The 26,619-nt window shown below is 68.7% G+C and carries 27 protein-coding genes; 13 read left to right on the top strand and 14 right to left on the bottom strand.

The window, feature by feature from the left end:
• Positions 1 to 10: 10 nt before the first annotated feature.
• Positions 11 to 883, bottom strand: a complete 873-nt coding sequence (locus ASC81_RS25580) for an alpha/beta hydrolase (RefSeq protein ID WP_056274080.1) — start codon at positions 881 to 883, stop codon at positions 11 to 13.
• 37 nt (positions 884 to 920) lie between these two features.
• On the bottom strand, positions 921 to 1,175 hold the full coding sequence (locus ASC81_RS25575; protein WP_162245969.1) for a DUF2917 domain-containing protein: 255 nt from the start codon (positions 1,173 to 1,175) through the stop codon (positions 921 to 923).
• Positions 1,176 to 1,305: 130 nt separating this feature from the next.
• Between ASC81_RS25575 and gcvA the strand changes: the two genes are divergently transcribed.
• Positions 1,306 to 2,229, top strand: a complete 924-nt coding sequence (gene gcvA, locus ASC81_RS25570; RefSeq protein ID WP_082536849.1) for a transcriptional regulator GcvA — start codon at positions 1,306 to 1,308, stop codon at positions 2,227 to 2,229.
• On the opposite strand, the gene ASC81_RS25565 is transcribed toward gcvA, so the two are convergent.
• The 4 genes from ASC81_RS25565 to ASC81_RS25555 are packed head-to-tail and all read right to left on the bottom strand — an operon-like array spanning position 2,226 to position 5,995.
• Positions 2,226 to 3,248 carry a cupin-like domain-containing protein gene (locus ASC81_RS25565; RefSeq protein ID WP_056274070.1) on the bottom strand — a complete coding sequence of 341 codons (1,023 nt, stop codon included), beginning with the start codon at positions 3,246 to 3,248 and terminating at the stop codon, positions 2,226 to 2,228. The genes gcvA and ASC81_RS25565 overlap by 4 nt on opposite strands.
• A gap of 40 nt (positions 3,249 to 3,288) precedes the next feature.
• Positions 3,289 to 4,002 (bottom strand): YebC/PmpR family DNA-binding transcriptional regulator, encoded by a 714-nt coding sequence (locus ASC81_RS25560; protein ID WP_056274068.1) that lies wholly within the window; start codon positions 4,000 to 4,002, stop codon positions 3,289 to 3,291.
• A gap of 55 nt (positions 4,003 to 4,057) precedes the next feature.
• Positions 4,058 to 4,891 (bottom strand): hypothetical protein, encoded by an 834-nt coding sequence (locus ASC81_RS27285; protein ID WP_156392429.1) that lies wholly within the window; start codon positions 4,889 to 4,891, stop codon positions 4,058 to 4,060.
• A 27-nt stretch (positions 4,892 to 4,918) separates the two neighbouring features.
• On the bottom strand, positions 4,919 to 5,995 hold the full coding sequence (locus tag ASC81_RS25555) for a S1C family serine protease (protein ID WP_056274065.1): 1,077 nt from the start codon (positions 5,993 to 5,995) through the stop codon (positions 4,919 to 4,921).
• A gap of 60 nt (positions 5,996 to 6,055) precedes the next feature.
• Between ASC81_RS25555 and ASC81_RS25550 the strand changes: the two genes are divergently transcribed.
• From ASC81_RS25550 to upp, 5 genes are read left to right on the top strand one after another with little or no spacing between them, the layout of a single operon-like run.
• The gene (locus tag ASC81_RS25550; protein WP_056274064.1) at positions 6,056 to 6,673 is read left to right on the top strand and encodes a DUF4124 domain-containing protein; all 618 of its coding nucleotides are present in this window, start codon (positions 6,056 to 6,058) and stop codon (positions 6,671 to 6,673) included.
• Positions 6,674 to 6,686: 13 nt separating this feature from the next.
• A complete protein-coding gene (locus tag ASC81_RS25545; RefSeq protein ID WP_056274060.1) occupies positions 6,687 to 7,388 on the top strand; it encodes a DUF1624 domain-containing protein in 702 nt (233 codons plus the stop codon).
• Positions 7,389 to 7,399: 11 nt separating this feature from the next.
• Positions 7,400 to 8,191, top strand: coding sequence for a polysaccharide deacetylase family protein (locus ASC81_RS25540; protein ID WP_056274057.1), 792 nt, complete (start codon positions 7,400 to 7,402; stop codon positions 8,189 to 8,191).
• 10 nt (positions 8,192 to 8,201) lie between these two features.
• Positions 8,202 to 8,939 (top strand): 23S rRNA (guanosine(2251)-2'-O)-methyltransferase RlmB, encoded by a 738-nt coding sequence (rlmB, locus tag ASC81_RS25535; RefSeq protein WP_056274054.1) that lies wholly within the window; start codon positions 8,202 to 8,204, stop codon positions 8,937 to 8,939.
• 33 nt (positions 8,940 to 8,972) lie between these two features.
• The gene (gene upp / locus ASC81_RS25530; RefSeq protein ID WP_056274050.1) at positions 8,973 to 9,605 is read left to right on the top strand and encodes a uracil phosphoribosyltransferase; all 633 of its coding nucleotides are present in this window, start codon (positions 8,973 to 8,975) and stop codon (positions 9,603 to 9,605) included.
• Between the two features lie 4 nt (positions 9,606 to 9,609).
• Here the strand turns inward: upp and ASC81_RS25525 are convergent, their stop codons facing one another.
• Both ASC81_RS25525 and ASC81_RS25520 read right to left on the bottom strand, forming a co-directional pair.
• Positions 9,610 to 10,803, bottom strand: a complete 1,194-nt coding sequence (locus ASC81_RS25525) for an aminotransferase class III-fold pyridoxal phosphate-dependent enzyme (RefSeq protein WP_056274046.1) — start codon at positions 10,801 to 10,803, stop codon at positions 9,610 to 9,612.
• Positions 10,800 to 11,402, bottom strand: a complete 603-nt coding sequence (locus ASC81_RS25520; protein ID WP_200946989.1) for a DJ-1/PfpI family protein — start codon at positions 11,400 to 11,402, stop codon at positions 10,800 to 10,802. The genes ASC81_RS25525 and ASC81_RS25520 overlap by 4 nt, the downstream gene beginning before the upstream one ends.
• A gap of 107 nt (positions 11,403 to 11,509) precedes the next feature.
• On the opposite strand from ASC81_RS25520, the gene ASC81_RS25515 reads away from it, so the two are divergent.
• Together ASC81_RS25515 and ASC81_RS25510 are read left to right on the top strand one after the other, a co-directional pair.
• Positions 11,510 to 12,487 carry a GlxA family transcriptional regulator gene (locus ASC81_RS25515; RefSeq protein ID WP_056274043.1) on the top strand — a complete coding sequence of 326 codons (978 nt, stop codon included), beginning with the start codon at positions 11,510 to 11,512 and terminating at the stop codon, positions 12,485 to 12,487.
• 110 nt (positions 12,488 to 12,597) lie between these two features.
• Positions 12,598 to 13,062: a hypothetical protein gene (locus ASC81_RS25510; protein ID WP_056274041.1), complete on the top strand. Its 465-nt coding sequence runs from the start codon at positions 12,598 to 12,600 to the stop codon at positions 13,060 to 13,062.
• Here the strand turns inward: ASC81_RS25510 and ASC81_RS25505 are convergent.
• The 3 genes from ASC81_RS25505 to ASC81_RS25495 are packed head-to-tail and all read right to left on the bottom strand — an operon-like array spanning position 13,059 to position 15,164.
• A complete protein-coding gene (locus ASC81_RS25505; RefSeq protein ID WP_056274038.1) occupies positions 13,059 to 13,601 on the bottom strand; it encodes a chromate transporter in 543 nt (180 codons plus the stop codon). The two genes, ASC81_RS25510 and ASC81_RS25505, sit on opposite strands and share 4 nt — an antisense overlap.
• A complete protein-coding gene (locus tag ASC81_RS25500; protein WP_235533791.1) occupies positions 13,598 to 14,149 on the bottom strand; it encodes a chromate transporter in 552 nt (183 codons plus the stop codon). The genes ASC81_RS25505 and ASC81_RS25500 overlap by 4 nt, the downstream gene beginning before the upstream one ends.
• Before the next feature lie 7 nt (positions 14,150 to 14,156).
• Entirely contained in the window at positions 14,157 to 15,164 is a 1,008-nt protein-coding gene (locus ASC81_RS25495; RefSeq protein WP_056274033.1) for a D-2-hydroxyacid dehydrogenase family protein, read from the bottom strand.
• A 149-nt stretch (positions 15,165 to 15,313) separates the two neighbouring features.
• On the opposite strand from ASC81_RS25495, the gene ASC81_RS25490 reads away from it, so the two are divergent.
• The 4 genes from ASC81_RS25490 (at position 15,314) to ASC81_RS25475 (ending at position 21,498) form a co-directional block, all read left to right on the top strand.
• Positions 15,314 to 15,823 carry a DUF1993 family protein gene (locus ASC81_RS25490; RefSeq protein ID WP_056274031.1) on the top strand — a complete coding sequence of 170 codons (510 nt, stop codon included), beginning with the start codon at positions 15,314 to 15,316 and terminating at the stop codon, positions 15,821 to 15,823.
• 130 nt (positions 15,824 to 15,953) lie between these two features.
• Positions 15,954 to 17,816, top strand: a complete 1,863-nt coding sequence (locus ASC81_RS25485) for a hypothetical protein (protein ID WP_082536847.1) — start codon at positions 15,954 to 15,956, stop codon at positions 17,814 to 17,816.
• Between the two features lie 110 nt (positions 17,817 to 17,926).
• Positions 17,927 to 20,299, top strand: coding sequence for a type I secretion system permease/ATPase (locus ASC81_RS25480; RefSeq protein ID WP_056274025.1), 2,373 nt, complete (start codon positions 17,927 to 17,929; stop codon positions 20,297 to 20,299).
• The gene (locus tag ASC81_RS25475; protein WP_056274020.1) at positions 20,296 to 21,498 is read left to right on the top strand and encodes an HlyD family type I secretion periplasmic adaptor subunit; all 1,203 of its coding nucleotides are present in this window, start codon (positions 20,296 to 20,298) and stop codon (positions 21,496 to 21,498) included. Before ASC81_RS25480 ends, ASC81_RS25475 begins: the two co-directional genes overlap by 4 nt.
• A 24-nt stretch (positions 21,499 to 21,522) precedes the next feature.
• Here the strand turns inward: ASC81_RS25475 and ASC81_RS25470 are convergent, their stop codons facing one another.
• Positions 21,523 to 23,001 carry a hypothetical protein gene (locus ASC81_RS25470; protein ID WP_056274017.1) on the bottom strand — a complete coding sequence of 493 codons (1,479 nt, stop codon included), beginning with the start codon at positions 22,999 to 23,001 and terminating at the stop codon, positions 21,523 to 21,525.
• Between the two features lie 230 nt (positions 23,002 to 23,231).
• On the opposite strand from ASC81_RS25470, the gene ASC81_RS25465 reads away from it, so the two are divergent.
• The gene (locus ASC81_RS25465) at positions 23,232 to 24,671 is read left to right on the top strand and encodes a TolC family protein (RefSeq protein ID WP_056274015.1); all 1,440 of its coding nucleotides are present in this window, start codon (positions 23,232 to 23,234) and stop codon (positions 24,669 to 24,671) included.
• A 339-nt stretch (positions 24,672 to 25,010) separates the two neighbouring features.
• Here the strand turns inward: ASC81_RS25465 and ASC81_RS25460 are convergent, their stop codons facing one another.
• The gene (locus ASC81_RS25460) at positions 25,011 to 25,637 is read right to left on the bottom strand and encodes a bifunctional 2-polyprenyl-6-hydroxyphenol methylase/3-demethylubiquinol 3-O-methyltransferase UbiG (RefSeq protein ID WP_056274012.1); all 627 of its coding nucleotides are present in this window, start codon (positions 25,635 to 25,637) and stop codon (positions 25,011 to 25,013) included.
• 100 nt (positions 25,638 to 25,737) lie between these two features.
• Entirely contained in the window at positions 25,738 to 26,556 is an 819-nt protein-coding gene (locus ASC81_RS25455; RefSeq protein ID WP_056274009.1) for a hypothetical protein, read from the bottom strand.
• Positions 26,557 to 26,619: the final 63 nt, after the last annotated feature.

Genomic DNA, 26,619 nt, shown 5'->3' with positions numbered 1-26,619 from the left:
CTTGGCCCTGTCAGGGTGGGGACTTGCGCAGATGTGATTGCAGCCAGGGCAGCAGGCGCGCCTCGTAGGCGGCGGGGTCAAAGCCGTGCAGATCCACATGGGCGGCACCTTGCACCGGCCACAGCGCCTTGGGTTCAACGGCCGCGGCGAACAGGCGCTCGGTCTCGGGCCAGCGCGTGTGCAGGTCAAGCGTGCCGGACGCGATCAGCAGCGGCGCACGAACGCCGGCCACGGCGTCGATGGGCCGCAGTTGTTCAGCGTCGATGCCCAGCCGCAATGGCAGTTGGACCAGCAGCAGCGGCGCGACCCAGGCGCCGGCCGTACCGAGGCGCATTGCCAGGCGATCCTGCACGGCGTCGACGATGGTGGGGTAGACCGATTCGAGCACCAGCGCGTCCAGTTCGGGCTGGCGCTGGGCAAACAGCAGCGACGCGCCGCCCAGCGACACGCCGATGGCGCCGACCTTCTCGCCCGGCAGACGCGTTCGCAGCCAGGCCATCGCGGCCTCGGTACCGCGCGCTTCGTGGCGGCCGAAGGTGATGCGCTCGCCACTGCTCTCGCCATGGGCCGGCAGGTCGACGGTCAGGCTGGCGATGCCCTCGCGCTGCAACCAGCGGGCGCGCGCCAGCATCTGCAGGCGGTTGCCGCGCACGCCGTGCTGCAGCAGTACCGCGCCCTGGCCGCTGCGGCCGGGCAGGAACCAGCCGGCCAGGTGTTGCCCGTCGCCGTAGGGGATGCGCAGCGATTCGGCCTGCAAGCCGGGCGGCGGCGGGCCGACATGAGCGCGCGCTGGGCGCGTCAGCATTTCGCCAGCGGCCAGGCTCAGGGCCAGCCCGGCTACCAGCAAGCCCAGGCCGGCGATGAGAAACCGTCGTCGTCGCATGCCGGCATGATCGCCGCCGGCTAGCGCGCCGGCGTCGTCACATCCGGGCCGCGGCTGCAGCGGGCCGCAGGTCCAGCACGGCCGGGCCGCTCAGCGCGCTGACGGTCACGGCCTCGTCGGTCTGCACGACGAAGCATTGCCCGGGTTCCAGCACGATGTCGCGCGCGTCGTGGTCGATGGTGATCCACAACGTGCCGCTGGCGCTGCACAGGTGGGTGGCGCGCGCCTCGGGCAGGCGTGAGATCTGGCCGCGTTGCAGCAGCAGCCGGGTGCGAGGGACGTCGATCAGCATGATGTGCTCCTTGAGCAGGCCCTCTCGCATGCCGGGTTGGCATGCGGGAATCAACGCTCGGGGCGAATGGTGATTGCCAACGCCCTGGCCGACAAACGATGATTCGGAAGGCTTCGCATTCCTTCAGATCATGTCAACCAAGCCCGCCGACCGTCTTCCGCCGCTGCAGTTGCTGGCCGCCTTCGAGGCCGCTGCGCGGCATTTGAGTTTCACGCAGGCCGCTGCCGAGCGCTTCATCACACAGTCCGCCATGAGCCGGCAGATGCGCGCACTGGAGGACGAACTGGGCGTGCCGCTGTTCGAGCGCCGCCACCGCGCGCTGGCGCTGACCGATGACGGGCAGCGCTTGTACTCGGCCTGCGCGACGGCGCTGAACGGCTTGCGCGTGGCGGTGCGCACGCTGCGCGAGCCGCACCAGCGCCAGGTGCTGGCCCTGACGACGACGCCGGGCTTCGCATCGCTGTGGCTGATCCCGCGACTGACGGCCTTCACGCGGGCCCACCCGGGCATCGACGTGCGGCTGGACGCGGGCCTCTCCAACCGCAACCTGGCCAGCGAGGGGTTCGACCTGGCCATCCGCTACAGCCCGGTCGGCGCCGCCCAGGGCCGGCAGCTGTTTGCCGAAGCCATGGTGCCCGTCTGCAGCCCGCGGCTGGTGGGTGAACTGGGCCTGCCGCTGCGCGAGCCGCCCGACCTGGCCCGGCACACGCTGCTGCATCTGGCCATGGACAGCGACAGCGCGGGCATGCCGGCCGAATGGGAGCCGTGGCTCGGCGCCTGGGGCCTGGCCGACCTGCGGCCGGCGGCGCGGCTGAGTTTTTCAAGCTACTCCGAGGCCATTGCCGCCGCGGTGGCGGGGCAGGGCGTCGCGCTGGGGCGTCGGCCGCTGGTGGACGCGCTGCTGGCCGGTGGCCAGCTCGTCACGCCGTTCGACGCCGGCATCGCGTCGGCGCGCGCCTATCGTCTCATCGTCGACCCGGCGGCCAAGTCGCGGCCGGCGGTGAAGTCCTTCGTGCACTGGCTGCTGCAGGAGGCCACGGGTCTGGCGACCTAAGGTTTGGTGAAGGCCTCCGCGAGGATGGCCTTGATGGCTGCGGCGCGCTCCGGCGATGCCGGGCCCATCTGCCCGCGATGCTCGCGCGCCAGGTGGCCCAGCGCCTCGCCGCTGGTTTCAAACACGAAGTACTCGAACATGCCCTGCCAGAACCTTCTTTGATCGGCGGGCAGGTCGCGGAACGCCAGCACCGCATGCAGCAGCGAGTCGTAGAGCGGCGTTGCCGGCTGGACGTCGTTCCACCAGTAGTTGACCAGCACGTTGAACCCGGCCATTGACTGCACGTGGTGCCACCAAGCGTACGGGAGGTAGAGCGCGTCGCCCGCTTCCAGCTCGGCCACCTCCGCCACCGCCATGGCGTGCCGAAACTTGGGGAAGCGGTCGAAATCAGGGTTGTCCAGCGGCACCATGCTCACCGGCGTGCCACCCGGGGCGAAGTCGATCGGGCCCGGGTAAAGGTTGGGCAATTGATCGGGCGGGAACAGCGTGAAGCGCCGGCTGCCAGCAACGATGCAGGCGATGTTGCTTTTCAGGTCGAAATGGGTCTGCACCTTGACCGCATTGCCGATCCAGATGTTGGGCACTACGTTCGCATCCAGCATCGGGATGGTGTGCGCGTCCGTGAAGCCGGGCAGGCAATCGGGCAGCGGCTGGGCGTCGATATAGATCGCGGGCGCTTGCGCGTTGTCCACTTGGCTGAGCAGCAGGCGCAGGCAGTCCAGCAGCGATTCGGGACGGCGTACGAAGTTGAGCCGCGCCATGTCGGGTCGGTAGAACAGATGACGCTGGCTCGCCGGGTCGCCCAGCACCAGCGGCATGGTCTTGCCGCGGTAAAACTGCAACAGGTACTCGCAAGCCGCCTGTTGGGAAGCCTGGCCCTGCCGCACGACGGGCCAGTCCTCGATCAGCCCGCGCAGGATGACGGGCCGGTTGGCGGGGACGATCTCGTTCTTGAACACCGCCGCTGTCACGCCGCGCCGCTCGATGGTCCTGGCGAATGAATGCTCGGGCAAGGTCATGGCATCGGGTGGTCGCTGCCCAGCTTGGCGCCTGCGGCTTTCAGCCTGCCAGCCCGGCGTACACGTGCTGCACGTCGTCGTTGGCGTCGAGCGCGGCGAGAAAGCTTTCCACCTCTTCGAGCTGCTCGGCGTTGAGGCTCGCCGGGTCGACCGGGTTCTTGGGCCTGTAGCCCAGCTTGGCGCTCAGCACCTTGAAGCCGTGGTCGGGCAGGGCTCGGCTGACCAGGTCGAGGTCGGCCGGGTCGGTCAGGAAGACGGTGACGCCGTCCTCGTCAGCGGGCAGCAGGTCCTGGGCGCCGGCCTCGATGGCGGCGGTGTCTGCATCGGCGCCCGGCGCGGCGGGCTCGGCCTCGATCATGCCGAGGTGGTCATAGTCCCAGCTCACCGAGCCCGGCGTGCCTTGCTGCCCCTTGCGGAACAGCACTCGCATATCCGACGCGGCGCGGTTCACGTTGTCGGTCAGCACCTCCACCATCACCGGCACGCGGTGCGGCGCAAAGCCTTCGTAGATGACCTGCTCGAAGTGGACGACTTCGCCGGTCAGCCCGGCGCCCTTCTTGATGGCGCGGTCCAGCGTCTCCTTGGGCATGGACACCTTGCGGGCCTGCTCCACCACCAGCCGCAGCCGCGCGTTGTCCTTGGGGTCAGCGCCGTGGCGCGCCGCAATCATGATGTCCTTGGACAGCTTCCCGAAGAGGCGCCCCTTGGCATTGGCGGCGATGTCTTTGTGTTTGGCTTTCCATTGCGCGCCCATGGGTGTTCCTGTATTGGTGAGCCCCGCGCTGACGGCGCCTGGGCGGGGCGCTACTTTACGGGCTGGCGTTGCCGTCTGCTGGAGCAGTGACTGCGTCAAGCAGCTTGCCGATCGCGACGTCGCGGTCCGGGCAATGAGTTGGCTCTCGCGCTTGATTGGGATTGGGACCGAGGTCGGTGAACCAAGCTTTTCTATATATGAATGTTTCTGCGAGCACGGTCGGTGAGGTGGGCTCTTTGACCGTAATCCGAAATCGATCAATTAATGGTGAGATGCGCTCCGATCTCGACGCATCCAATTCAAGTGTTGCCGTAAAACTATTGATTTCTGAAATGCTTTGTTTTCTCGTCGCGTAACGCAATATGCGGTGGCAGGGCCTTGAATGTTCGGCCTCGGTGCACCACGAAGCATATTGGCTGGGATTCCATTCGACCCATTCAATATTCTCTATTTCCAAAGTCGTGCATGAGTGATCTCCACGCGTTGTCCAGCAAATGCCGTCTTTAGTTTGCACGGGTTTCATAATGTCAAGCGGCTGCATATGTGCGCTCGACGCTTCGTGAATACGGATGGTTAGCCCTTTGGCGCTTGGAACGGTCTTAGAAACGCTGAGCTGCTGCTCGTTCGAGCAAAGCTTTTGGTACCGAACGGATTCATCCTCTGCAAGTGCTCTTTTCGCATCTGTACTGGATTTGTCTCGGTAATTTCCATGCCAGATGGAAACCGCGAAGTAGACAGGAAGACTTGCTATGGATGCCATAAGCACAATAGCGCTAGTGACGCCATGGCGCCGCCGCAGTAGCGCTGTGAACGATATGGTTATGGCGATTAGCCAGGCAATGCATAGCCAGATGAGTTTTATTACGTCCGACGCAAACGCTTCACCCATTAGGCTTCCAGTTCATTTCCTGCGCTATCAATCCGAACTCCCCAACGTCGCCACCACCTTCCTCGTCTGCCCCGCCCGCCACACGGTGAGCGTCACCTTCTCCCCGATCTGCCTTGTCTCCAGCAGCGACAGCATGTCGTCCAGGTCGGCCACGGGCTGGCCGTCCAGGCCCGTGATGACGTCGCCCTGCACGATGCGCCCGCTGCGGTCGCGGGCGAAAGGCTTCAAACCGGCCGCCGCCGCCGGGCTGCCGTCTGCCACGTTGACGAGCAGCACGCCCTTCGGCACGCCCAGCGCCTGCGCCAGGTTGAGCGGCCCGGCCGTGACGCCCAGGGCCGGGCGGATGAAGCGGCCGTCGCGGATCAGGCGCGGCACGATGCGGTTCACCTCGTCCACCGGAATGGCGAAGCCGATGCCGGCGCTCCCCCCGCTCGGGCTGTAAATCGCCGTGTTGACGCCGATCAGTCGCCCCGCCGAATCCAGCAGCGGGCCGCCCGAATTGCCCGGGTTGATGGCCGCGTCGGTCTGGATGGCGCCGCGGATGGTGCGGCGCGTGACGGACTCGATCTCGCGGTTCAGGGCCGAGACGATGCCGGTGGTCAGCGTCTGGTCAAGGCCAAAGGGGTTGCCGATGGCGTAGACCTTCTGGCCGACTTGCAGGTCGCGGCTGGCGCCGACGGCAATCGCCGGCAGCTTGTCGCGCGGCGCTTCGATGCGCAGCACGGCAAGGTCGCGGTCGGGGAAGGCGCCGACGAGCTTGGCGGGGTAGCTGCTCTGGTCGTTGAGCGTGACCGTGGCGCGGTCGCCGCCCTGGATGACGTGGAAGTTGGTGACGATGTGGCCGGCGTCGTCCCAGACAAAGCCGGTGCCGGTGCCGCTGGGCTGCTCGCTGGTGCGCAACGAGAAGAAATCTCTTTGCACGGCCAGGGTCGTGATGTGCACCACCGACGGGCTGACGCGTTTGAAGACGCCGATGTTGTTCAACTCCTCGGCGTCCAGCGCGCCGCGGGCGCTGACGGCGCGCGGTTGGGCCTTGGTTTGGGCATGGGCCCAGCCGGTGCTGAACAATGCGGCGAGAGTCAGGATGAGCAGGCGCTGGAACATGGCGTGGGCGGCGCGGCGGTTGTCGACGGCCGCATTTTGGTTGCAGTTCGGGAGACGGGGATGAAGCAGACGGGACTGGGGCTGGTGTTGGCGATGCTGCTGTCAAGCGCAGCGGCGCAGCAGGTGTGGAAATGCGAGGTCAACGGCCAGGTGCGCTTCAGCGACAAGCCTTGCCCGGGCAGCGGCCAGCCGGTGGCCGAACGCAGCCTGCAGCCCAATATGGCCGAGGGCCTGAAGCCGGAGGTGGCGCGCGCTGCCATTGCGCCGCCTGCCGCGGTGGCAGCATCTGCGCCGGCAGGGCCGCCTGGCAATGTCTGCCCCGGGGACAGCGAGATCCGCGGCATGGAGACGCGGGCCAACTCGACGACGCTGGGCGACCGCGAGCGCCAGTTCCTGCAGGACGAAGTGCGGCGCGCCTGGCAGTGCCGCAAGGGCCAGGGCCGCTACACCGACGCTGACTGGGCCATCAGCCGCGACGCCCAGGCCCGGCAGACCCACACCGGCGACCGCGACCGCCGTGACGCGCGGCTGCGCGCCGAGGCCATGCACAGCGCGGCCGACCCCGACGAGGGCGACCGCATCGCGCGCCGCCGCATCGCGGAGGACAGGCTGCGCGAGCGTCAAGCCGGGCGGAGCCTGCTCCGTGGTCAGAATCCGGCTTCCACGCCGACGCCCTGACCGCTTGCCGCCCATGCTCCTGCCACCCTCCCGCTCGGACCGCCTCGACGCACTGCGCGGCGCGGCCATCGTCTGGATGGCGGTCTTCCATTTCTGCTTCGACCTCAACCACTTCGGCTGGATACGCGAGGACTTCTACCGCGACCCGGTCTGGACCTGGCAGCGCACGGCCATCGTCAGCCTGTTCCTGTTCTGCGCCGGCGCGGGCCAGGCCTATGCGATGTTGAACGGCCAGAGCGCGGGGCGGTTCTGGCGGCGCTGGCTGCAGGTGGCGGGCTGCGCGCTGCTGGTGTCGCTGGGTTCGTGGTTCATGTTCCCCAACAGCTGGATCAGCTTTGGCGTGCTGCACGGCATCGCGGTGATGTTGCTGCTGTTGCGCCTGGGGCTGGCGCGGCTGCCGAATGCCGTGCTGCTGGCGCTGGCTGTGCTGGCCATCGCGGCGCCGCATTTCATCCAGCACCCGCTGTTCGACGGCCGTTGGGCGAACTGGACCGGCCTGGTCACGCGCAAGCCCGTCACCGAAGACTATGTGCCGGTGCTGCCCTGGCTGGGCGTCATGCTGCTGGGCTTTGTCGCCACGCGCCAGTGGCCGCAGCTCTGGGCGGGCGGCGCGCCGCGGCCGCTGGTGCTGCTGGGGCGCTGGTCGCTGAGTTTCTACATGGTCCACCAGCCCGTGCTGATCGGCGTGCTGATGGCGGTTCAAACCTTGTTCTGAGGGAATGGTCGATGCGAAAGATGCTTGTGGCCGCGCTGTGCCTGTTTGTCGCCACCACGGCCGCGGCCGCGCCGTTTGCCTGGCCCGGCGGGGCGCAGGCGGCGGTCAGCCTGGGCTATGACGACGGGCTGGCCAGCCAGCTCGACCATGTGGTGCCGGCGTTGAACAAGCGCGGCCTGCGGGCGAGCTTCTATCTGCCCATCAACAGCCCGACGCTGCCCGCCCGCCAGGACGAATGGAAGGCCGCCGCCGCAGCGGGCCATGAGCTGGGCAACCACAGCCTGTTCCACGGCTGCTCGGCCAAGGGGGCAGGCCGCGAGTGGGTGTTGCCGCACCGCGATCTGGAGAAGCAGACGCCCGTTCAGGTCCAGGAGCACATCCTGGCAGCCAACACCTGGCTGCAGTCGCTGGACGGCAAGACCAAGCGCACGTTCACGCCCCCCTGCCTGGACATGAAGGCCGGCAGCCAGGATTTCGTCGCGGCGCTCAAGCCCCATTTCGTCGCCTACCGGGCGGCCGGCCCGGGCATGGTCACCGACGCGGCACAAATGGACCCGTATGCGATGCCGGTCTATTTCGTCGAGGGCTGGAGCGGCGAGCAGCTGATCGCCCTCGTCGAGAAGGCCGCGTCCCAGCGGGCGCTGGTGTCGCTGCTGTTTCACGGCGTCGGCGCCGAGCACCTGAGCGTCACGCGCGAGGCGCACGATCAGTTGCTCGATCACCTGGCGAAGAACAAGGCGCGCCTGTGGACCGACACCATGGTCAACGTGATGGAGAACGCGCGCAAGCAGGCGGGGCGCTGACAATGCAGTCATGAGCTCTGCCAAGTCTGTCCTGTTCGGCTTCCACGCCGTCACCGTCCGTCTCAAGACCCACCCGGCCTCGGTCGCCGAGGTCCATTTCGATCCCTCCCGACGCGACCAGCGCATGCGCGCCTTCGTCGAGCGCGCCAAGGAGGCCGGCGCCAAGCTGGTGGAGAGCAACGACGAGCGCCTGAGCCAGATCGCCGGCAGCCCGCGCCACCAGGGTGTGGTCGCCCGCGTGCAGGCGCTGGCCCAGCTCCATTCGCTGGACGACGTGCTCGATGCGGTGGAAGGCCCGCCGCTGGTGCTGGTGCTGGACGGCGTGACCGACCCGCACAACCTCGGTGCCTGCCTTCGCGTGGCCGATGGGGCGGGCGCGCATGCCGTCGTCGCGCCCAAGGACCGCGCCGTGGGCCTGAACGCGACGGTGGCCAAGGTGGCCAGCGGCGCGGCCGAGACGGTGCCCTATCTGATGGTCACCAACCTGGCACGGACCTTGAATGAGCTGAAGGAGCGCGACATCTGGGTGGTCGGCACCTCCGATCAGGCGGAGCGTTCGATCTATGACCTGGACTTGAAGCGCCCCATCGCCTTCGTGCTGGGCGCCGAGGGCGAAGGCATGCGTCAGTTGACGGCCAAGACCTGCGACGAGCTGGTGCACATCCCGATGGCCGGCGCGGTCGAGAGCCTGAACGTGTCGGTGGCCTCGGGCATCTGCTTGTATGAGGTGCTGCGCCAGCGTCGATAATTCTGACTACTCAGAAAAACTAGGAAGCCCGCCATGGCCGTCATCGAAGTCACGCACCCCCTCGTCAAGCACAAGATCGGGCTGATGCGCGAGGCCGACATCTCGACCAAGAAGTTCCGCGAGCTGACCGGCGAGGTGGCGCGGCTGCTCTGCTACGAGGCGACGGCCGACTTCCCGCTGGAGAAGACGACCATCAACTGCTGGAGCGGCCCCGCTGAGATCGACCAGATCGCGGGCCGCAAGGTCACCGTCGTGCCCATCCTGCGTGCAGGCCTGGGCATGCTGGACGGCGTGCTGGACATCCTGCCCAACGCCAAGGTGTCGGTCGTCGGCCTGGCCCGCGACCACGAGACGCTCAAGCCGGTGAACTACTTCGACAAGTTCGTCGGCAACCTCGACGCCCGGACGGCGCTCATCATCGACCCGATGCTGGCCACGGCCGGCAGCATGATCGCGACGGTCGACCTGCTGAAGGCGCGGGGCTGCAAGGACGTGCGCGCGCTGGTGCTGGTGGCGGCGCCGGAGGGCGTGAAGGCGCTGGAGAGCGCCCACCCTGACGTGCGCTGCTGGACGGCCGCCATCGACAGCCACCTGAACGAGGTCGGCTACATCATTCCGGGCCTGGGCGACGCGGGCGACAAGATCTTCGGAACCACGCAAGGCTAGTCCTTCAGCCCAGCACCTCGCGCAGCGCCCGGCGCAGCAGTGCCAGCCCCTCGTCCATCTCCGTCGCGCTGATGTTCAGCGCCGGCATCAGGCGGATCAGGTGAGGGCGCGGCGCATTGAGCAGCAGGCCCACCGGCGCCAGCGCCTGGGCGGCGGCCACCACCTCGCCCGCGCTGTCTGACGGCAGCACCAGGGCGCGCAGCAGGCCCAGGCCCCGCTCGCCCACCAGGCCGTGGTCGCGCGCAATCGCCTGCAGCCCGGCGGACAGTTGCGCGGCACGCTCGCGCACGCCGGCCAGGAAGTCCTCGCGGCAGACCTCGTTCACCACGGCCAGCCCCACCGCCGCCATCAGCGGGTTGCCGCAGAAGGTGCCGCCCTGGTCGCCGGGCAGGAAGCAGTTGAAGGCCTCCTTGCACAGCAGCGCCGCCAGCGGCACACCGCCGCCCAGGCCCTTGGCCAGCGTCATCACATCCGGCTCGATGCCGAAGTGCTCGTGGGCGAAGGCATGGCCGCAGCGGCCGATGCCCGTCTGCACCTCGTCGGCGATCAGCAGCACGCCGCGTTCGGCCGTCAGCGCGCGCAGCTCGCGCACGAAGCCCGGGTCGGCCAGGACGACGCCCGCCTCGCCCTGCACGAACTCGATCATCACGGCCGCCGTGCGCGGCGAGATCGCGCGCTCCACCGAGGCGATGTCGTTGAGCCGCGCCTTCACGAAGCCGCCGGGCATGGGCGGGTAAAGGTCGCCCCAGCCCGGCTTGCCCGACGCGCTCATCATCGCCAGCGTGCGGCCATGGAAAGCCTGCTCGAAGCCGATGACCTCGTGCGCGCCGCCGCGCATGCGGCTGCCCCAGCGCCGCGCGAGCTTCACCGCGCCTTCGTTGGCCTCGGCGCCGGAGCTGGCGAGGAAGACCCGGTCGAAGCAGCTCAATTCGACGAGCCGCGCGGCCAGGTCCAGCAGCGGCCGGTTGTAGTAGGCGGGGCTGGCGTTCAACAGCCGCTGCGACTGCGCCAGCAGCGCCTGCGTGATGAGAGCCGGGCTGTGGCCCAGGCTGTTCACGGCCCAGCCCTGCACGAGGTCCAGATGGCGCTTGCCGCCCTCGTCGACCAGCCACGCGCCCTGGCCCGAGACGAAGACCGTGTCGGGGCGGTGCGTGATGGTGATGAGGTCGTGGCCGATGTCGTGGTCCGTGGCGCTCATGGCATCTCGCTCCACGCGTAGTCCATCTGCCGTGCAGTGGCCAGGGCCAGCTCGCGGCTGTGCAGGCGCTGCACGAGGTGCAGGCACATGTCGATGCCGGCCGAGATGCCGGCGGACGTGACCACCGCGCCCTCGTCCACCCAGCGCAGGCCTTCGCGCACATGCACCGCTGGCCGCAACTCGCGCAGCGCATCGAGGTCTTCCCAGTGCGTGGTGGCGGCCAGGCCGTCCAGCACGCCGGCTTCGGCCAGCAGCAGGGCACCCGTGCAGACGGACGCGAGCACCTGCGCCGTGTGCCGCTGGGCGGCGATCCACGCCAGCGTCTCGGGCTGCCGCAGTTCGGCATCCACGACGCCACCCGGCACGATGGCGCACGCGAGTGGCGGGTGGTTGGCCAGCGTCGCGTCTGGCTGCACCTGCAGGCCAGCGCGAGCGCGCACAGGGGCCGCGCTGCGCGCCAGCGTGGTCACCGTGAACAGCGGTGCAGCGGCCGTCGGCTGCGTTCGTGCATGCACTCGGGCCGCCGTGGTGAACACCTCGTAGGGGCCGGCCATGTCCAGCAGCTCCATCTCGTCGAAAACCAGGATGCCAACGTTCATGGTGATGCGGCCTCCTGCCGCCTGCGCTTGTTGATGACGGTCAGTTTGCGGCGAGCCGACCTTGGCCGCCATGACGCAGTTCCCACCTTTTCTGCCAAGATGCGGTCATGACCTGCCGCATCGCCTTCGTGCTCTTCCCGGGCTTTCAGCAGCTGGACCTGGCCGGGCCCATGGCCGTGTTCGAGGTGGCCCGGCTGGCGCGGCCGGGCAGCTACGACTGGCGCTTGGTGGCCAGCGCCGGGCCCGCCGTGCGGAGCTCTGCCGGCGTGGCCTGGCCTGTGCAAGGGCTGCCGCGCCGGCTGGGCGATCTCGACCTGGTGATGGTGATCGGCGGCGACGGCGTGGACGCCGCCTGCAGCGACACACGGCTGGTGGCCTGGCTGCAGCGGGCCAGCCGCTCGGGCGCGCGCGTGGCCAGCATTTGCAGCGGCAGCCTGCTGCTGGCGGCAGCCGGCCTGCTGGATGAGCGCACGGCGACGACGCATTGGTCGCGCAGCCGGCAGTTCGCCACGGACTTCCCTGCGGTGCGCCTGCAGCCCGACCGCATCTACGTGCGCGAGCCCGCCGTCCGCCGGCAAGGCCTGCCGGAACTCTGGACGAGTGCCGGCATGACGGCCGGCATCGACCTGTGCCTCGCGCTGCTGGCCCACGACCATGGCGAAGACATCGCCCGCGAGGCCGCGCGGCAGCTCGTCGTGGAGCGGCGGCGGCCCGGCGGGCAGTCGCAGTTCTCGCCGTTGCTGGATCTGCAGCGGCCCGACGGCCGCTTCGGCGCGCTGCTGGACGAGGTGCGGCGGGACCTGGCGCGCGACCACCGCGTGGAGGACCTGGCCGCGCAGGCCTGCATGAGCCCGCGCCACTTCGCGCGCTGCTTTCATGCCGAGACCGGCGCCACGCCCGCGCAGGCCGTCGAGCGGCTGCGCGTGGAAGCGGCACGCGCGGCGCTGGAGAGCGGGTCGGCGGCGGTGCTCCGGGTGGCGCTGGACTGCGGTTTCGGCAGCACCGAGCGCATGCGGCGCGCCTTCCTGCGGCTGCTGGGCCGCCCGCCTGCGGCGTTTCGACCGGGTGGCGCCGTCGCAGGGTGAACTTTCACCATCGATGCGTTGATCCCTGGGGGCGCGCCCTTGCGTCAGTACAGGCAGGCAAGCCGAACCCTGGCAAGCCACCACCTGACTCACCCATCAAGGAGCCCGTCATGGCCACACTTTCCACCCCCACCGTCACCCTCGGCAGCACCAGCGGCGACAAGCGCGACGTGACCGTCGCCGGCACGATGAACTTCGACGCCAGCGACGTCGACCGCACCTATCGCCTGGAGATCAAGCTCTACGGCGAGGACCTGTCCGGCGACAACCTGCCCTCAGGCGACAGCACGGCGGACGATCTCATCAGCACCTTCATGTGGGTCAGCGGCGGAATCCTGCTGCGCTCCTACAAGGCCGTGACCGTGCTGGCGGCCGGCGCCGTCAACTATTCCGAGAAGCGCGCCATCGACACCGCCAAGCTCGATGAAGATGCCGGCAAGGAGATCGTCGGCTGGGCGGACATCAACACGCCCATCTACATGCCGCGTTCCGACGAGGTCTATGCCCAGGTGACATTGGGCACGGCGCCGGTCACCAAGCGCTCGGCCACGGTGCAGGCCGGCATCGGCGTTTAAACGAAACCCAAGGCGCCGACCACGCCACCACCGAGCACCATCCAGACGAGGCCCAGCCTCGTCTTCAGCGTCAGCACGACGGTCGCGGCGATCAGCGCCACAGCGCCCCAGCGGTGCGCCTCGGCGCGCAGGAAGGGCAGGGCGAGCAGCCAGCCGGTGGCGATGATCAGCCCGAGGGTCAGCGGCATCATGCCGGCCGAGAAGGCGCGCAGGCCGAGGTGGCCGCGGTGGTCGCGCATCCAGCGCGTGGCCGTGAGCGTCAGCACGCTCGACGGCAGCATGATGCCGGCCATCGCCGCTGCGGCACCCGACACGCCCGCCACGTTGAAGCCCAGCACCGCGACGAACAGGATGTTGGGCCCCGGCGCGGCCTGGGCCAGGGCAATCGACGAGGTGAAGCTGGTGTCCGTCAACCAGCCGGTCTTGTCGACGAGAAAGCGGTGCATCTCCGGCACCGTCGAGATGGCGCCACCGATGGACAGCAGCGACAACGTCAGGAAGTGCAGGAAGAGGCTGGAGAGATCGACCGGCGTCGTCACTTGAGTTTCCACCAAGCGATGGCCATGCCGCCGCCGCCCAGCAGTGCCAGCACGGCGATCAGCGGCCAGCGCAAAAGCCCGATCAGCACGAAGGCCAGCACAGCCAGGCCGAAGGCGAACGGCCGGCCCAGCGGGCTGGTCACCAACGCCGGCAGGAGCTTGATGCCCGTGGCCAGGATCAACCCGGCCGACACCGCGCCCATGCCGCGCAACGCGTTCACGGCCATCGGATGCTGGGCCAGCTCGCCATAGGCGATGGCCAGGCCCAGCACGATGACGGCCGGCGCGACCAGCATGCCGGCCAGTGCCGCCAACGCACCACGCAGCCCGAAGAAGCGGTCGCCGATCATCATCGACAGGTTGACGACATTGGGGCCGGGCAGCACCTGGGCGATGGCCAGGGTCTCGACGAACTCTTCCTTGCTCAGCCAGCCCAGGCGCTCGACCAGCTCACGCTGCGCCACCGCCAGCACGCCGCCGAAGCCTTGCAGCGCGAGCCGCGTGAATGCGAGGAAGAGCGCGGTGAGGGACGCCGGACGGTTCAGCACGATGGCTTCAGCGATGAACCTTCAGCGCTTCGGGGTTGACGATGTTCGTCGGCTGGGCATTGATGAAGTTCAGCACGTTGTCGAAGGCGGCGTCGAAGTAGATCTCGTAGCTGTCCTGCTCGACATAGCCGATGTGCGGCGTGCAGACCGCGTTCTCCAGCCGCAGCAGCGGGTGGCCCTGCAGGATGGGCTCGCTCTCGAACACGTCGATGGCGGCCATGCCCGGGCGGCCGCGGTTCAGGGCCGACACCAGCGCGCTTTCGACCACCAGCTCGGCACGCGAGGTGTTCACGAACAAGGCCGTCGGCTTCATCTGCGCCAGGTCCTCGGCTGTGACGATGGCGCGCGTGGCGTCGCACAGGCGCAGGTGCACGGACAGCACGTCGGCCTCCGCGAAGAAGGCCTGGCGGCTGGCGGCCGACTGGTAGCCGTCGGCTTCAGCTTTCAGGCGCGAGGCCTCGCTGCCCCAGACGATGACCGTCATGCCGAAGGCGCGGCCGTAGCCGGCCACGAGCTGGCCGATCTTGCCGTAGCCCCAGATGCCCAGCGTCTTCCCGCGCAAGACCATGCCGACACCGAAGTTGGCCGGCATGGAGGCCGCCTTCAGCCCGGCCTGCTGCCAGGCGCCGTGCTTGAGGTTGCCGATGTACTGAGGCAGCCGACGCATCGACGCCATGATCAGCGCCCAGGTCAACTCGGCCGGTGCGACCGGGCTGCCCACGCCCTCGGCCACGGCGATGCCCAGCCGCGTGCAGGCGTCCACGTCGATGTGGCTGCCGATGCGGCCGGTCTGGGCAATCAGCTTGAGCTTGGGGAGTTTTTCGAGCAGCTGGCGCGGGAAGGCGGTGCGCTCGCGGATCAGCACCAGCACCTCGGCATCGCGCAGCCGCACCGACAGCTGGCCGATGCCCTTGACCGTGTTGGTGAACACCTTGGCGTTCAGCGGCTCCAGCTTGGCCGCGCAGCGCAGCTTGCGCACGGCGTCTTGGTAGTCGTCGAGGATGATGACGTTCATGGGCGGGGCACGCGCGGCCTGGCGGGCTGGGGCAGCGAACGGCGCGGGGCGCGGGGATTGGGCTTCAAGTTGCGGGGCATTGTGCCCCGGGGCGATGCAGGCCATCGGCCTGCTGGCTACCATCGGTTTCCCTCAATGGAGACCACCCGATGACCCCGATTTCCATGCACGCCGCCAGCGCCCCTGCCTTTGCCAAGATGTTGGGCAACATGCTCAACTGGCTGGAGGCTGCCAAGGCCCACGCCGAGGCCAAGAAGTTCTCGACCGACGTGTATTTGACGCTGCGCCTGGCGCCCGACATGCTGCCCTTGCCGCGGCAGATCCAGATCGCCAGCGACGCTGCCAAGGGCTGCGTCGCCAGGCTGGCCGGCCAGGAGATTCCGGCCTACGAGGACAACGAGGCGACGCTGGACGAACTGGCCGAGCGCATCAAGAAGACGCGCGACTTCGTGCTGTCGGTACCGGCCGAGGCCTTCGAGGGCAGCGAGGGCCGCGAGGTCAGCATCCCGCGCCGCAGCGGCGATCCGTTCAAGTTCGACGGCAGCACCTATTTGCGTCATTTCGCGCTGCCCAACTTCTATTTCCATGCCACGACAACTTACGCCCTGTTGCGCCAAGCCGGCGTGCCGCTGGGCAAGCTGGACTACCTTGGAGGCTGACCGCCCCCCAGTTTGAGGCGCGCCAGCCGGGAAATGCTGCGCAATCCGCAGCCTTATCCCCGCTCCCGCCGGGGTGCTGCGGCTTGAGAATCAGGAGAACATCCGCTCAAGCCGCCCGCCCCGCATGGACATGTCGACGCCAACTGCCGCCCAGCCTGAAGGCCACCAGGGTATTGCTCTCGTGGAGCAATGGCTCGGGCTGGCCCGCAGCGGCCAATGGCCGCTGCCGCAGGTGATGGACGCGGCCTCGCGGCTGCAGGCCGCCGGCGCCGCCGACGCCGCTGTGCTGCTCTACCAGAACTGGGTTGACGCCACGGCCTCGCCGTTGCGCCACGTGGCCTGCTTCAACTGGGGTGCCATCCTGGGCGAGCAGCGCCGCCACGCCGAGGCCGAGGCCGTCTACCGCATGGCGCTGAGCCAGGCGCCCACCTTCGCGCAAGCACGCCTGAACCTGGGCCACCAGTTGGAGCACCAGGGCCGTGAGGACGAGGCGCTGGCCGAGTGGCGCGCCGTCTACGAGCAAGACAATCCCGAGGGCCTGGGCACCGACCCGCTGAGCCTGCGCCTGCACGCCTTCAACAACGCCGCGCGCCTGCTGGAGCAGCAGAAGCGCTACGACGAGTCCGAGGCGCTGATGCGCCGCTCGCTGATGCTGGACCCGCACCAGAGCGATGTCGCCCAGCACTACGTGCACATCCGCCAGAAGCAATGCGCCTGGCCGGTCTACCAGACCGTCGGCGAGGTCACGCACAACCACTTGCTGATGAGCACCTCGCTGCTCGGCATGCTCGACGAAAGCGACGACCCGGCGTTGCAGTTGCTGACGGCGCAGCGCTTCGTGCACGAGAAGGTCGCCAAGGTCAGCGCCGCGCCGCTGCACAAGGGCCGCCAGCGCGAGGGCAAGATCAAGATCGCCTACCTGTCCGGCGACTTGCACATGCATGCCGTCGGTCTGCTGACGGCCGAGCTTTACGAGCTCCACGACAAGAGCAAGTTCGAGGTCCACGCCTTCAGCTGGAGCCGTGAAGACGGCACGCCGCTGCGCGCGCGCATCAAGGGGGCGATGGACAGCTACACGCCGCTGCACGGCGTGCCTGACCGCCGCGCTGCCGAGCTGATCGCCGAAGCCGGCATTGATGTGCTCGTCGACCTGCAAGGCCTGACCAGCGGCGCGCGGCCTGGCATCCTGGCCCACCGCGGTGCGCCCATCCAGGTCAGCTATCTGGGCCTGCCGGCCACGTCGGCCCTGCCGGGCGTGGACTGGATCCTGGCCGACCGCTTCGTGATGCCGCCGGAATCGCTGCCGTATCACACCGAGAAGCCCATCTACCTGCCCAACAGCTACCAGGTCAGCGACCGCAAGCGCGTGGCCAACACGCCGCCGACGCGCACGCAGGCCGGGCTGCCGGAGGACGGCTTCGTCTTCTGCGCCTTCAACAACAACCACAAGATGAGCGAGCAGGTCTGGCGCTGCTGGATGCGGGTGCTGCGCCAGGTGCCGGGCAGCGTGCTGTGGCTGCTGGCGGACAACCCGTTCGCGCAGGCCAACCTGACCCGCGTCGCCGTGGAGGAGGGCATCGCCCCCGAGCGCCTCGTCTTCGCTGGCCGAGCCCAGCCGGCCGACTACCTGGCCCGCTTCACGCTGGCCGACCTGTTCCTGGACACCTTCCCCTACAACGCCGGCACGACGGCCAGCGACTGCCTGTGGATGGGCACGCCCATCCTGACGCGATCGGGCAAGACCTATATCTCGCGCATGGCCGGCAGCCTGCTGACCGCCGTGGGCCTGCCCGACCTGATCACGACGACGCTGGATGAGTACGAGCAGCGCGCCGTGCAGATCGGCCGCCAGCCGGCACGCGCGGCGTCCTACAAGCGCTACCTCGCCGAACACGGCCGCGGCTCGCCGCTGTTTGACATACCGGCCATCGTGCGCGATATAGAGCGCGAGTTCGAGCGCCTGGCTCTTCAGGCCCGGACGAGGGAGGCGTGATGCGCAGGTTGACGGAGATGCAACCACAGAGGCACGGAGCCACAGAGGCAATGCGTTCTCTGTGCCTCAGTGCCTCTGTGGTTGCATTTGCATGGGCGGGGTGCTGACCAATGCCACGCCCCCACGACCCCTTCTTTGACGGCCAGCCCCAGGCGCCGGGCCTGCGCCTGGCCGCCAATGGCGAGCCGCCGGCGCCTGCTGACCCGTTGGCCGACCTGGCCAGCCAGCCAGCCGGCGACCCGCTGCTGCAGGCGCTGGCCTGGCTGACCCGCCACCACGGCAAGCCGCGCTCGGCCGAGTCGCTGCGCGCCGGCGCGCCGGTCGAGGGCGCACTCACCCCTGACGGCGCCATCCGCGTCATGCGTGAGGCGGGCTACAACGCCGGCCTGCTGCGCAAGACCATCGACGACATCCACGGCCTGCTGCTGCCGGCCGTGCTGCTGCTCAACGGTGGCGACGCCTGTGTGCTGGTCAAGCGCCTGGACGACCCGGCCGCGGTCGGCGCCGGTGCCTGCCGTTACGAGGTGGTCTTCCCCGGCCCCGAGGCCGCGGCCGTGCCGGCCACGACGGCCGAGCTGGAGCCCGAGTACAGCGGCTTCATGCTGGCCGTGTCGCCGCTGGAGACCGCGCAGGGCGCGCGCGCCGAGGCGCCGCTGCTCAAGATGGGCGACAAGGGCCTGGAGGCGCACTGGTTGTGGGGCACGCTCAAGCGCTTCACGCCCTACTACCGCGCGTCCATGATCGCGGCGCTGTTGTCCAACGTGCTGATGCTGGTGTCCGGCCTGGTCACGGCGGTCATCTACGACAAGGTCATCCCGCACCAGGCCATGGTCACGCTGTGGACACTGGCCATCGGCGCCGGCGTGGCGCTGCTGTTCGACCTGTTCGCCCGGCAGCTGCGCGCCCACCTCATCGACCTGGCCGGCCGCAAGGCCGACCTCGTCATCGGCGCCAAGCTCTATCGCCAGACGCTGGGCGTGCGCATGGAGCACAAGCCCGCGTCGGCCGGCTCCTATGCGCACTACCTGGCGCAGGTCGAGATGGTGCGCGAGTTCTTCGCGTCGGCCACGCTGTCGGCGCTGTCGGACCTGCCTTTCCTGTTCATCTTCATCGCGATGACCTTCGTCATCGGCGGGCCGCTGGGCTGGGTGCTGGTGCTGGCGGTGCCGGTCATCATGGGCCTGAGCTGGGCGATCCAGAGTTCGCTGCGCCGTGCGATGCGCACCAACATGCAGGAGACGGCCGACCTGCACGGCACGCTGGTCGAGTCCCTCGAAGGGCTGGAAGACTTGAAGACCTCGGGCGCCGAAGGTCGCTTCCTGCGCCGCTATGAGCGCACGACGGCCATCGTGGCGGACTCGGCGATGACCGCGCGGACGCTGTCGAGCTGGAGCATGAACCTGTCCAGCACGCTGCAGCAGTCGGTCAACCTGATCCTGCTGGTCTGGGGCGTCTACCTGATCCGTGACGGCCAGATCTCGTCGGGCGCGCTGATCGGCTCGGTCATGTTCGCCAGCCGCGCCATCGCGCCGCTGGGCAGTCTCGTCAGCCTGGCAACGCGCTACCAGGGCGCGCGCGCCGCGATGCTGTCGCTCAACCAGATGATGAACGCGCCGGTGGAGCGCGACAGCAGCCGCAACTACGTGCCGCTGTCCCAGGTCAGTGGCAAGGTCGGCCTGCACGACGTCGGCTTTGCCTACCCCGCGCAGCCGACGCTGGGCGCCCAGCCGGCGGCGGAGTCGGCCGCGCCCAAGGTGCTGCGCAATGTCACGATGCGCCTGGAGGCCGGCGAGCGCGTGGCCATCCTCGGCCGCATCGGCAGCGGCAAGTCCACCATCCTGCGCCTGCTCGGCGGCCTGTACCAGCCCACCGAGGGCATGGTCGAGGTCGACGGCATCGACCTGCGGCAGATCGACCCGGCCGAGTACCGCGCCCGGGTCGGCTTCGTCAGCCAGGAGCCGCGCCTGTTCGTCGGCACGCTGCGCGACAACGTGCTGATGGGCCGTGCCCACCTGGATGCCGGCCGCCTCGTCGAGGTGGCCAAGCTGACCGGCCTGGACCGTGTCGTCGCCGGCCACCCGATGGGCTGGGACCTGCCGGTGGGCGAGATGGGCCAGCTGCTGTCCGGCGGCCAGCGCCAGCTCGTCGCCCTGGCCCGCGCCCTCGTCACCAAGCCGCAGGTGCTGCTGATGGACGAGCCGACCAGCTCGATGGACGCGCAGAGCGAAATGGCCTTCCTGCGCCAGCTGCGTGACGCGGCCGGCACGGCCACCCTTGTCGTCGTGACCCACCGCCCGGCCGTGCTGGAGCTGGTGCAGCGCATCGCCGTCGTCGACGGCGGCCGCATCGTCATGGACGGCCCGCGCGACCAGGTGCTGGCGGCCCTGTCCGGCGTGCGCCCAGCCGCGCCCGGCGGCGGCACTGCCGAAGGCGTTCACCTCCATCCATCCGCCCAGCCCGTGCAGCGCAGCGCTTCCGTATGACGTCGGCGTTGACCAAGGAAGAGGGCGTGTTCGTCAGCGCCATCCATGCCGCGCAGATCGACGAACCCCTCCCACGTGCCACCTGGGCGCTGTACCTGCTGTGCGCCGTCATCACGGTGGCCATCACCTGGTCGGCCCTGGCCAAGGTGGACGAGATCACGCGCAGCGACGGCCGCATCGTGCCCGACGGCCGCGAGCAGGTCATTGCCAGCCTTGACGCCGGCATCCTGCGCGAGCTGAAGGTGCGCGAAGGCCAGGAAGTGACGGTCGGCCAGGAGCTGGCCACCCTCGACCCGACCCGTGTCGAGGCCCAGCAGGCCGAAGGCCAGGTCAAGCGGCTGGCCTTGATGGCCGCCGCCGCGCGGCTGACCGCCGAGGCCAATGGCCGGGCCAGCGTGCAATGGCCGGCCGAGGTCGACCCCCGCGCGCGCTACGCCCAGGGCGAGGCCGAGTCCTTCGAGGCCCGCAAGCGGCTGCTGGACGAAGCGGTCAGCGCCATCAACCGCAGCCTGGGGCTGATCTCGCGGGAGCTCAAGCTCGCCCAGGACATGTCCAAGAGCGGTCTGATGAGCGACGTGGAAGTGATGCGCCTGAACCGCCAGGTCAACGAGATCCAGCAGCAGCGCACCGAGCGCCTGTCGCGTTACCGCCAGGAAGCCAGCCAGGAGCTGGTGCGGGTGCAGAACGAGCTGGCCCAGCTGGACGAGCAGATGGTCGTGCGGCAGGACGCGCTGACGCGCACGGTGCTGAAGTCGCCCGTGCACGGCGTCGTCAAGACGGTCAAGGCGGGCACCATCGGTGGCGTCATCGCCAGCGGCGCGCCCATTCTCGAGATCTCGCCCATTGGTCCGCAGGTCCTGGTGCAGGCCAAGATCAAGCCGCGCGACATCGGCTTCGTGCGCCTGGGCCAGACAGCCGAGGTCAAGCTGGCCGGCTACGACTTCAACACCTATGGCGGCCTGCAAGGCAAGGTCACCTACATCAGCCCCGATGCCGTCTCAGAGGGCGACAAGGCGGGCGACAGCCATTACCGCGTCACCATCACCGCCGAGCGCAACAACCTCAAGTACAAGGGCGAGACCCTGCCCGTGATCCCCGGCATGACCTCGGTGGTCGAGATCAAGACCGGCGAGCGCTCGGTGCTGAGCTACCTGCTGCGGCCGATGATGAAGTCGCAGGAAGCGCTGCGGGAGCGGTGACTTCCGGCCCGCAGCGTTGGGCCGTCAAGGGCAGGCCGGGTAGTTGGCCTGCAACGCCGCACGGGCTGCCGGGGCGGTGTAGTCCTCTGCGCTCGGTGTATTGATCGTGTGCGTGCAGCCATAACCGGGCTGGGCCACGGTCGCCGCCGTGCTCACGTCGTCACCCGCCGGCTTAAGCCCGCCAGCCTCCCACTTCGCCATGTCGTCGAAGGCCTTGGCGGCCTCGGCCGCGGTGAAGGCGCAGTGACCCACATCACGGATGGCGCGCTGCACCAGCCATTTGTCGTTGCCCTTGGCCTTGGCGCGCGCTGCGTACACCTGCTCCATCTTGAACGGCACGAACAGGTCGCCCAGCGTATGGATGGTCACGACCGGCACGCTGAAGTCGCCCGCCACCTGCGGAATCCAGCGCAGGCCGTCGCGGCGCAGGCGGTTGGCGTCGGCCGCAGGCTTGATTTTGTAGATGCTGTTGTTGAAGGCCGTGTCCAGCGCAGTGGTGCTGGCGCTGGACGCATCGACCTTGTAGGTCAGTGCGGTGGTGTCGAGCACGTTGGCGGTCAGGATGCCGTTGATCGTGCCGTCGCCGCCAATGGACGCCCAGATGTTGCCCTGGTTGCTGGCGTTGGCCCAGCCTTCGGCATAGAACGGGCGCGGCCCGCCGCTGAGGTAGGCGACGATGTTCTTGAGCTTGTCGCCGATGGCGTTGGTCTGGGTCGGGAACGTCGTCCAGAGCGTGGCCTGGATCGCGGGCGCTATTGCCGAGAAGTCGGCCTGTGGAAAGCTGCTCATGGGCAGGCCTGCCAGCTGCTGCGCGGCCAGCTGGTAGCCGGCGAAGTAGTTGAACAGCTCGCTGTCGCCCACCACGCCGCACATTGGCACTGCGCCGTTGTACTTGACCTTGTTTACCGCGTTGGCCTGCGCCTCGGCCTCGATGGCCGCTGCCGTGATGTGTCCGCCCATCGAGACGCCGGTGATGAAGATCTTGCTCGGCGCGGCCAGTGTGCGGCCATTGGCAGCCGCCAGGGCGACGAATTTGTTGGCCAGGGCGTTGGTGTCCTCCACGCCCGCCCTTACGTCGTAGTAGTTCTTGGAATAGCTCGACGCTGCCCAGGCGTAGCCGTTGGCGAGCAGGTAGCGCCGCATGATGGGGTTGCCCACCGTGAGGTTGGCGCCAGTGCCGGCATAGCCGTGCGCCCACATGACGAGCTGCCCGTTCCAGCCGGTCTTGGGCACCTCGATGCGGTAGGCGGAGCCGTTGAGAACGCCGACCCAGCGGTCGGTGTCGGCGGCACCCGCGAGCGCCGCGAAGCCAGTCTCCATCACCGGCGTGAAGGTGCGCGCGTCCTGCGGGCGAGTGTCCTCGGGGACCGGCGCGGGCGCTGGCGCGGGGGGCGGTGGCGGAGGTGCGTCGCTGCCACCGCCGCCGCAGGCGCTCAAGGCCAGGGTTGCGGCTAAACAGACGCCCAGTACGCGCGGTGTTGGGCAGTTTTGGATCGGGTTCATCGGATGTCTCCAGTTGGGTGCCGGCGCTCGATCGATTGGCGCCGTCGGGCGACGGTAGGCAAAGCAAGCTGGCCGCGCAGTCTGGTTGGCGACTCGGCGTAGCCCCTAACTCGCGGCCGTCCGGCCGGACCAGCGTTGTTGCCAACCTGGCCTCACCACCGAAAACCACGCCCGCGCCGGCCCTTTTCCGGGCTTTGGAGAAGGGGTCCGGATGGTCTAGTGACGGGGCCATGCTGTACCCAATCCGCCATCTCCTCGCCGTCGCTGTTGCCACCATTGCAGCGTCGACCGCACTCAGTCCCCAAGCGCTGGCGCAGACGCGCCCAGCCAAGAAGGCCGCCCCGCCGCCCGCGCCGGTCGCTGCTGAGGCGCCGGCTTCCCAAGGGCGCTGCAACGAGGAAGACGCCGGGCTGTCGCGCCTGGGCCGCGACATGACGGCGCTGGAAACCACCAACGGTGATCCGCGCGCATCGCTGCAGGTGCTGATCGACCGCACGCTGTCGCGCAGCAAGGCCCTGGGCGCCGTGCGGCTGCTGGCCGAAGCGGCCCGCTTCGACCTCGACGAGACGCGCGCGCTGGCCATGCCGACGGCGACGCTGAGCCTCAGCGCCAACGGCGTGCACGCAACGACCGGTGGCGTGAACGTCGGGCGCGGCGCGCAGCTCGGCGCCACGTTGAGCGCCGGCATGCCGCTTTGGGATTTCGGCCGCATCGCCAAGCTGACCGAATGGCGCAAGGAGCTGGCCGAGGTGGCTTCTCAAGGCCAGCGCAGTGCCGAGGAGCAGCTGTCGCTGAACGCCGTCGCCATGGCGCTGGACCGCAGCCGCTATGTGCTGCAGGGCCAGGTCTATGCGCAGTACGTGCGCAAGATGTCCTGTCTGGTCGACGCGCTGGAAATCATCACCAAGGCCGACCGCGGCCGCGCCAGCGAGCTGGTGCAGGCGCAGAAAAGCCTGCAGCAGGCCGACCTGTCGCTGGAGCAGACCATGTCGGCGTTGCGCCAGACGGAGGTGCGCATGAAGCGTTTGGTCGGCGAGCCTTTGCCGCCCAGCATCGGCATGACGGCGGCGCTGTCGCTGCTGCCCGACCTGGAGCAGATGCAGAGCGACATCCTGCTCGGCGCCGACGTCGCCCAGGCCGAGGCCCAGGCACGTTCGCAGCGCAGCTTTGCCGAGTCGGTCATCGCCGGCCAGAAGCCATCGGTCAACCTGACGGGCAGCGCCAGCGCGCTGTTCCGCTCCGGTGGCGGCCCGAACGAGTCCCGCTCGACCGACATCGGTGCGGGCGTGTCGGTCACCATCCCCATCCTGCAGCCGGGCGCCCAGGCCCAGGCCAGCGCCGCCGTGCATCGCTATCGCGCGACCGTCCTGCAGCGCGACGAAGCCATCGAGGCCAAGCGCTACCGCCTGCTGGAAATGCACGAGGTCGGCACCTCCACGCTGGACCGCGCACGCCGCATCGTCGAGATCCTGCGCAACAGCGACCGAGTGCGGGCCTCAACGCTGCAGCAGTGGCAGCAGCTCGGCCGCCGCTCGCTCTTCGACGTGATGGCGGCCGAGGGCGACTACTACTCGATGCGCGTGGCCCACGTGAACGCGATGTTCGACGCTCAGCAGATCGTCGCCTTGATCTGGAGCATGGGGCGGGGTGTGTCGACGCCGCTGCGTTGACGCCAAAACGTGCGGGGTTCGCTGGGCCGCAGGAGAACGGGTAGGCCTGATGCTCCCTTGCTCGGGCCAGAGGCCCGATCCTTCGCCAGGCACAAACAGTCCTCAGGACTGTTTGAGTCCGGGCTCAGTCCCCCGCCCGCTGCGCGGCCTCCTCCTTTACTTACGCATCAGGCCTACCCGTCCTCCTGCTTTCGTTGCACTCGTTTGACCGCCACAAACAGCTGCGGGAAGAGCCGGGATGCGCCGGCGCATCGCGGCGCAGTCGAGAGCAGCCTTCGCTTCGGAAACAAAAAAGAGCCGGTCGACAGACCGGCTCTTTTGCTTGAGGCCTGCAGGCGCTCAATAGCGGCCGAGCAGGTTCTTGTCGTGGTAATACTGGTCCAGCGAGCGCCGCAGCGTGGCCGCGCGGGCCTGCTGCTCGGGCGTGGCCTGGGCGCCGACGCCGAAGAAGTAGAGGTCGTGCACCGCGTAGTCGGTGTGGAAGCCGTGCTCCTTGAACCAGGCCGGCAGCTGGGCGAGCGCGGCGAAGTCTTCGGCGACCAGGTTGCGGTAGTAGTTCTGCTGCATGCCGACCGTCAGCGGCGAGTCGCCCGGCAGGAACTCGGCCGTGCCGTGCTGGCGGCGGCCCGTCGTGGCGCAGGTCATCATCATCAGGCCGCCCGGCTTGAGCAGGCGCAGCATGTTCAGCCAGGTCACGCGCCAGCCGGGGTTGTGCTCCATCGCCTCGCAGCTGACGACGACGTCGAAGCTCTCGGCCGGCGCGCCATAGTGCTCGCCGGGGCAGACGACGTCGACATCCTTTCCCTCGCCGACGTCGAGCCCGATGTAGTCGCAGTCCTGGAAGAACTGGCGGATCGAGCCGTTCAGATTCAGGCTCCCGATCTCCAGCACCCGCGCCTTGTTGAAGTACTCCGGCAGGAACTGCTTGACGCTGTTGACGTAGAAGAACTGTTGGACGTGGGCCATGGGGTGTTGCGGTGGAGATGGGTTGATCGGGCAGTAGAGGGCATCTCGTGCGGGTGCGAAGACCGGATGACGCGGGGATTCCCGGTGCTCTTGCTGCGGCTCAGGGTTTCGGGGCTTGAAGAATGCTCTGCCGCACGCTCATGAAGGCCTGCAGATAGCTGTCGAAGCCCTGGTTGCGGAAGGCCTGCTTGAGCGCGTCGCTGCAGACGGCCAGCGTGTCGGGCACGGCGGTGGGCTCGGATGCATGCCGGAAGCCGAAGGGGTTGTGGGCGACGACGCGCCAGCGGGGCTGCAGGGTCAGCAGCAGCGACGCGATGCGCTCGATGAGGAAGACCTTGAGCTGCACCGAGCCGGCATAGGACGTCTCCGCCCGCAGCCGCGCCCCGATGTCGGACGCGGGGTCTTCGCACAGGGCGAACAGCGGCTCGGTCCAGGCGAACCATTCGCGCCAGAACGCCGGCCGCGCGACGAAGTAGTTGCTGAACACGGTCTGCCGGCTGTCCATCACCAGCTGCGGCAGCGGCGCCGCACGGCCGGTGGCTTGCAACGCGGCCATGCAGGTCTGCATGAAGCCGGGGTGCGAGGATTCGCCCTGCTCGAAGATGTTCAGGTAGCAGGCGATCTGGGTGGGGAAGGGCGAGAACAGCAGCACGTCGGCATTGGCGCCGTGCTGCTGCAACTGCTGCACCACGCGCTCGGCGCCCAGGCCCGTCTTGGCCCTGAACTTGGGCGAGAAGAAGCCGTAGAAGCGGTCCTCCTGCATGGGCTGGGTCAGCAGCCAGCGGCGGATGGGCCAGTACTCAAACCAGTCGGGCCGCGGGTTGTCGAGGTTGTCGAGCAACTCGTAGCCCGGCTCCATCTGCGCCAGCGTCTCGGGCGAATAGGCGATGTGGAAAAGGCTCAGCGGCAGTTCGGCCATGCGCGGCAGTGTAGGCCGGGGGTCTGGCCTTCATGGCGACCCAAATGACCGGCTTTGCGGGCC

This window comes from Pelomonas sp. Root405, from assembly GCF_001425165.1.
Lineage (GTDB): Bacteria > Pseudomonadota > Gammaproteobacteria > Burkholderiales > Burkholderiaceae_C > Pelomonas.
This window is presented reverse-complemented; position numbering and strand designations above follow the sequence as displayed.

Excerpts from the sequence above, each read along its gene's own strand:
- ASC81_RS25580 (WP_056274080.1), bottom strand. The coding sequence starts at position 883 with ATGCGACGACGACGGTTTCTCATCGCCGGCCTGGGCTTGCTGGTAGCC.
- ASC81_RS25575 (WP_162245969.1), bottom strand. The coding sequence starts at position 1,175 with ATGCTGATCGACGTCCCTCGCACCCGGCTGCTGCTGCAACGCGGCCAG.
- gcvA (WP_082536849.1), top strand. The coding sequence starts at position 1,306 with ATGTCAACCAAGCCCGCCGACCGTCTTCCGCCGCTGCAGTTGCTGGCC.
- ASC81_RS25565 (WP_056274070.1), bottom strand. The coding sequence starts at position 3,248 with ATGACCTTGCCCGAGCATTCATTCGCCAGGACCATCGAGCGGCGCGGC.
- ASC81_RS25560 (WP_056274068.1), bottom strand. The coding sequence starts at position 4,002 with ATGGGCGCGCAATGGAAAGCCAAACACAAAGACATCGCCGCCAATGCC.
- ASC81_RS27285 (WP_156392429.1), bottom strand. The coding sequence starts at position 4,891 with ATGGGTGAAGCGTTTGCGTCGGACGTAATAAAACTCATCTGGCTATGC.
- ASC81_RS25555 (WP_056274065.1), bottom strand. The coding sequence starts at position 5,995 with ATGTTCCAGCGCCTGCTCATCCTGACTCTCGCCGCATTGTTCAGCACC.
- ASC81_RS25550 (WP_056274064.1), top strand. The coding sequence starts at position 6,056 with ATGAAGCAGACGGGACTGGGGCTGGTGTTGGCGATGCTGCTGTCAAGC.
- ASC81_RS25545 (WP_056274060.1), top strand. The coding sequence starts at position 6,687 with ATGCTCCTGCCACCCTCCCGCTCGGACCGCCTCGACGCACTGCGCGGC.
- ASC81_RS25540 (WP_056274057.1), top strand. The coding sequence starts at position 7,400 with ATGCGAAAGATGCTTGTGGCCGCGCTGTGCCTGTTTGTCGCCACCACG.
- rlmB (WP_056274054.1), top strand. The coding sequence starts at position 8,202 with ATGAGCTCTGCCAAGTCTGTCCTGTTCGGCTTCCACGCCGTCACCGTC.
- upp (WP_056274050.1), top strand. The coding sequence starts at position 8,973 with ATGGCCGTCATCGAAGTCACGCACCCCCTCGTCAAGCACAAGATCGGG.
- ASC81_RS25525 (WP_056274046.1), bottom strand. The coding sequence starts at position 10,803 with ATGAGCGCCACGGACCACGACATCGGCCACGACCTCATCACCATCACG.
- ASC81_RS25520 (WP_200946989.1), bottom strand. The coding sequence starts at position 11,402 with ATGAACGTTGGCATCCTGGTTTTCGACGAGATGGAGCTGCTGGACATG.
- ASC81_RS25515 (WP_056274043.1), top strand. The coding sequence starts at position 11,510 with ATGACCTGCCGCATCGCCTTCGTGCTCTTCCCGGGCTTTCAGCAGCTG.
- ASC81_RS25510 (WP_056274041.1), top strand. The coding sequence starts at position 12,598 with ATGGCCACACTTTCCACCCCCACCGTCACCCTCGGCAGCACCAGCGGC.
- ASC81_RS25495 (WP_056274033.1), bottom strand. The coding sequence starts at position 15,164 with ATGAACGTCATCATCCTCGACGACTACCAAGACGCCGTGCGCAAGCTG.
- ASC81_RS25490 (WP_056274031.1), top strand. The coding sequence starts at position 15,314 with ATGACCCCGATTTCCATGCACGCCGCCAGCGCCCCTGCCTTTGCCAAG.
- ASC81_RS25485 (WP_082536847.1), top strand. The coding sequence starts at position 15,954 with ATGTCGACGCCAACTGCCGCCCAGCCTGAAGGCCACCAGGGTATTGCT.
- ASC81_RS25480 (WP_056274025.1), top strand. The coding sequence starts at position 17,927 with ATGCCACGCCCCCACGACCCCTTCTTTGACGGCCAGCCCCAGGCGCCG.
- ASC81_RS25475 (WP_056274020.1), top strand. The coding sequence starts at position 20,296 with ATGACGTCGGCGTTGACCAAGGAAGAGGGCGTGTTCGTCAGCGCCATC.
- ASC81_RS25470 (WP_056274017.1), bottom strand. The coding sequence starts at position 23,001 with ATGAACCCGATCCAAAACTGCCCAACACCGCGCGTACTGGGCGTCTGT.
- ASC81_RS25465 (WP_056274015.1), top strand. The coding sequence starts at position 23,232 with ATGCTGTACCCAATCCGCCATCTCCTCGCCGTCGCTGTTGCCACCATT.
- ASC81_RS25460 (WP_056274012.1), bottom strand. The coding sequence starts at position 25,637 with ATGGCCCACGTCCAACAGTTCTTCTACGTCAACAGCGTCAAGCAGTTC.
- ASC81_RS25455 (WP_056274009.1), bottom strand. The coding sequence starts at position 26,556 with ATGGCCGAACTGCCGCTGAGCCTTTTCCACATCGCCTATTCGCCCGAG.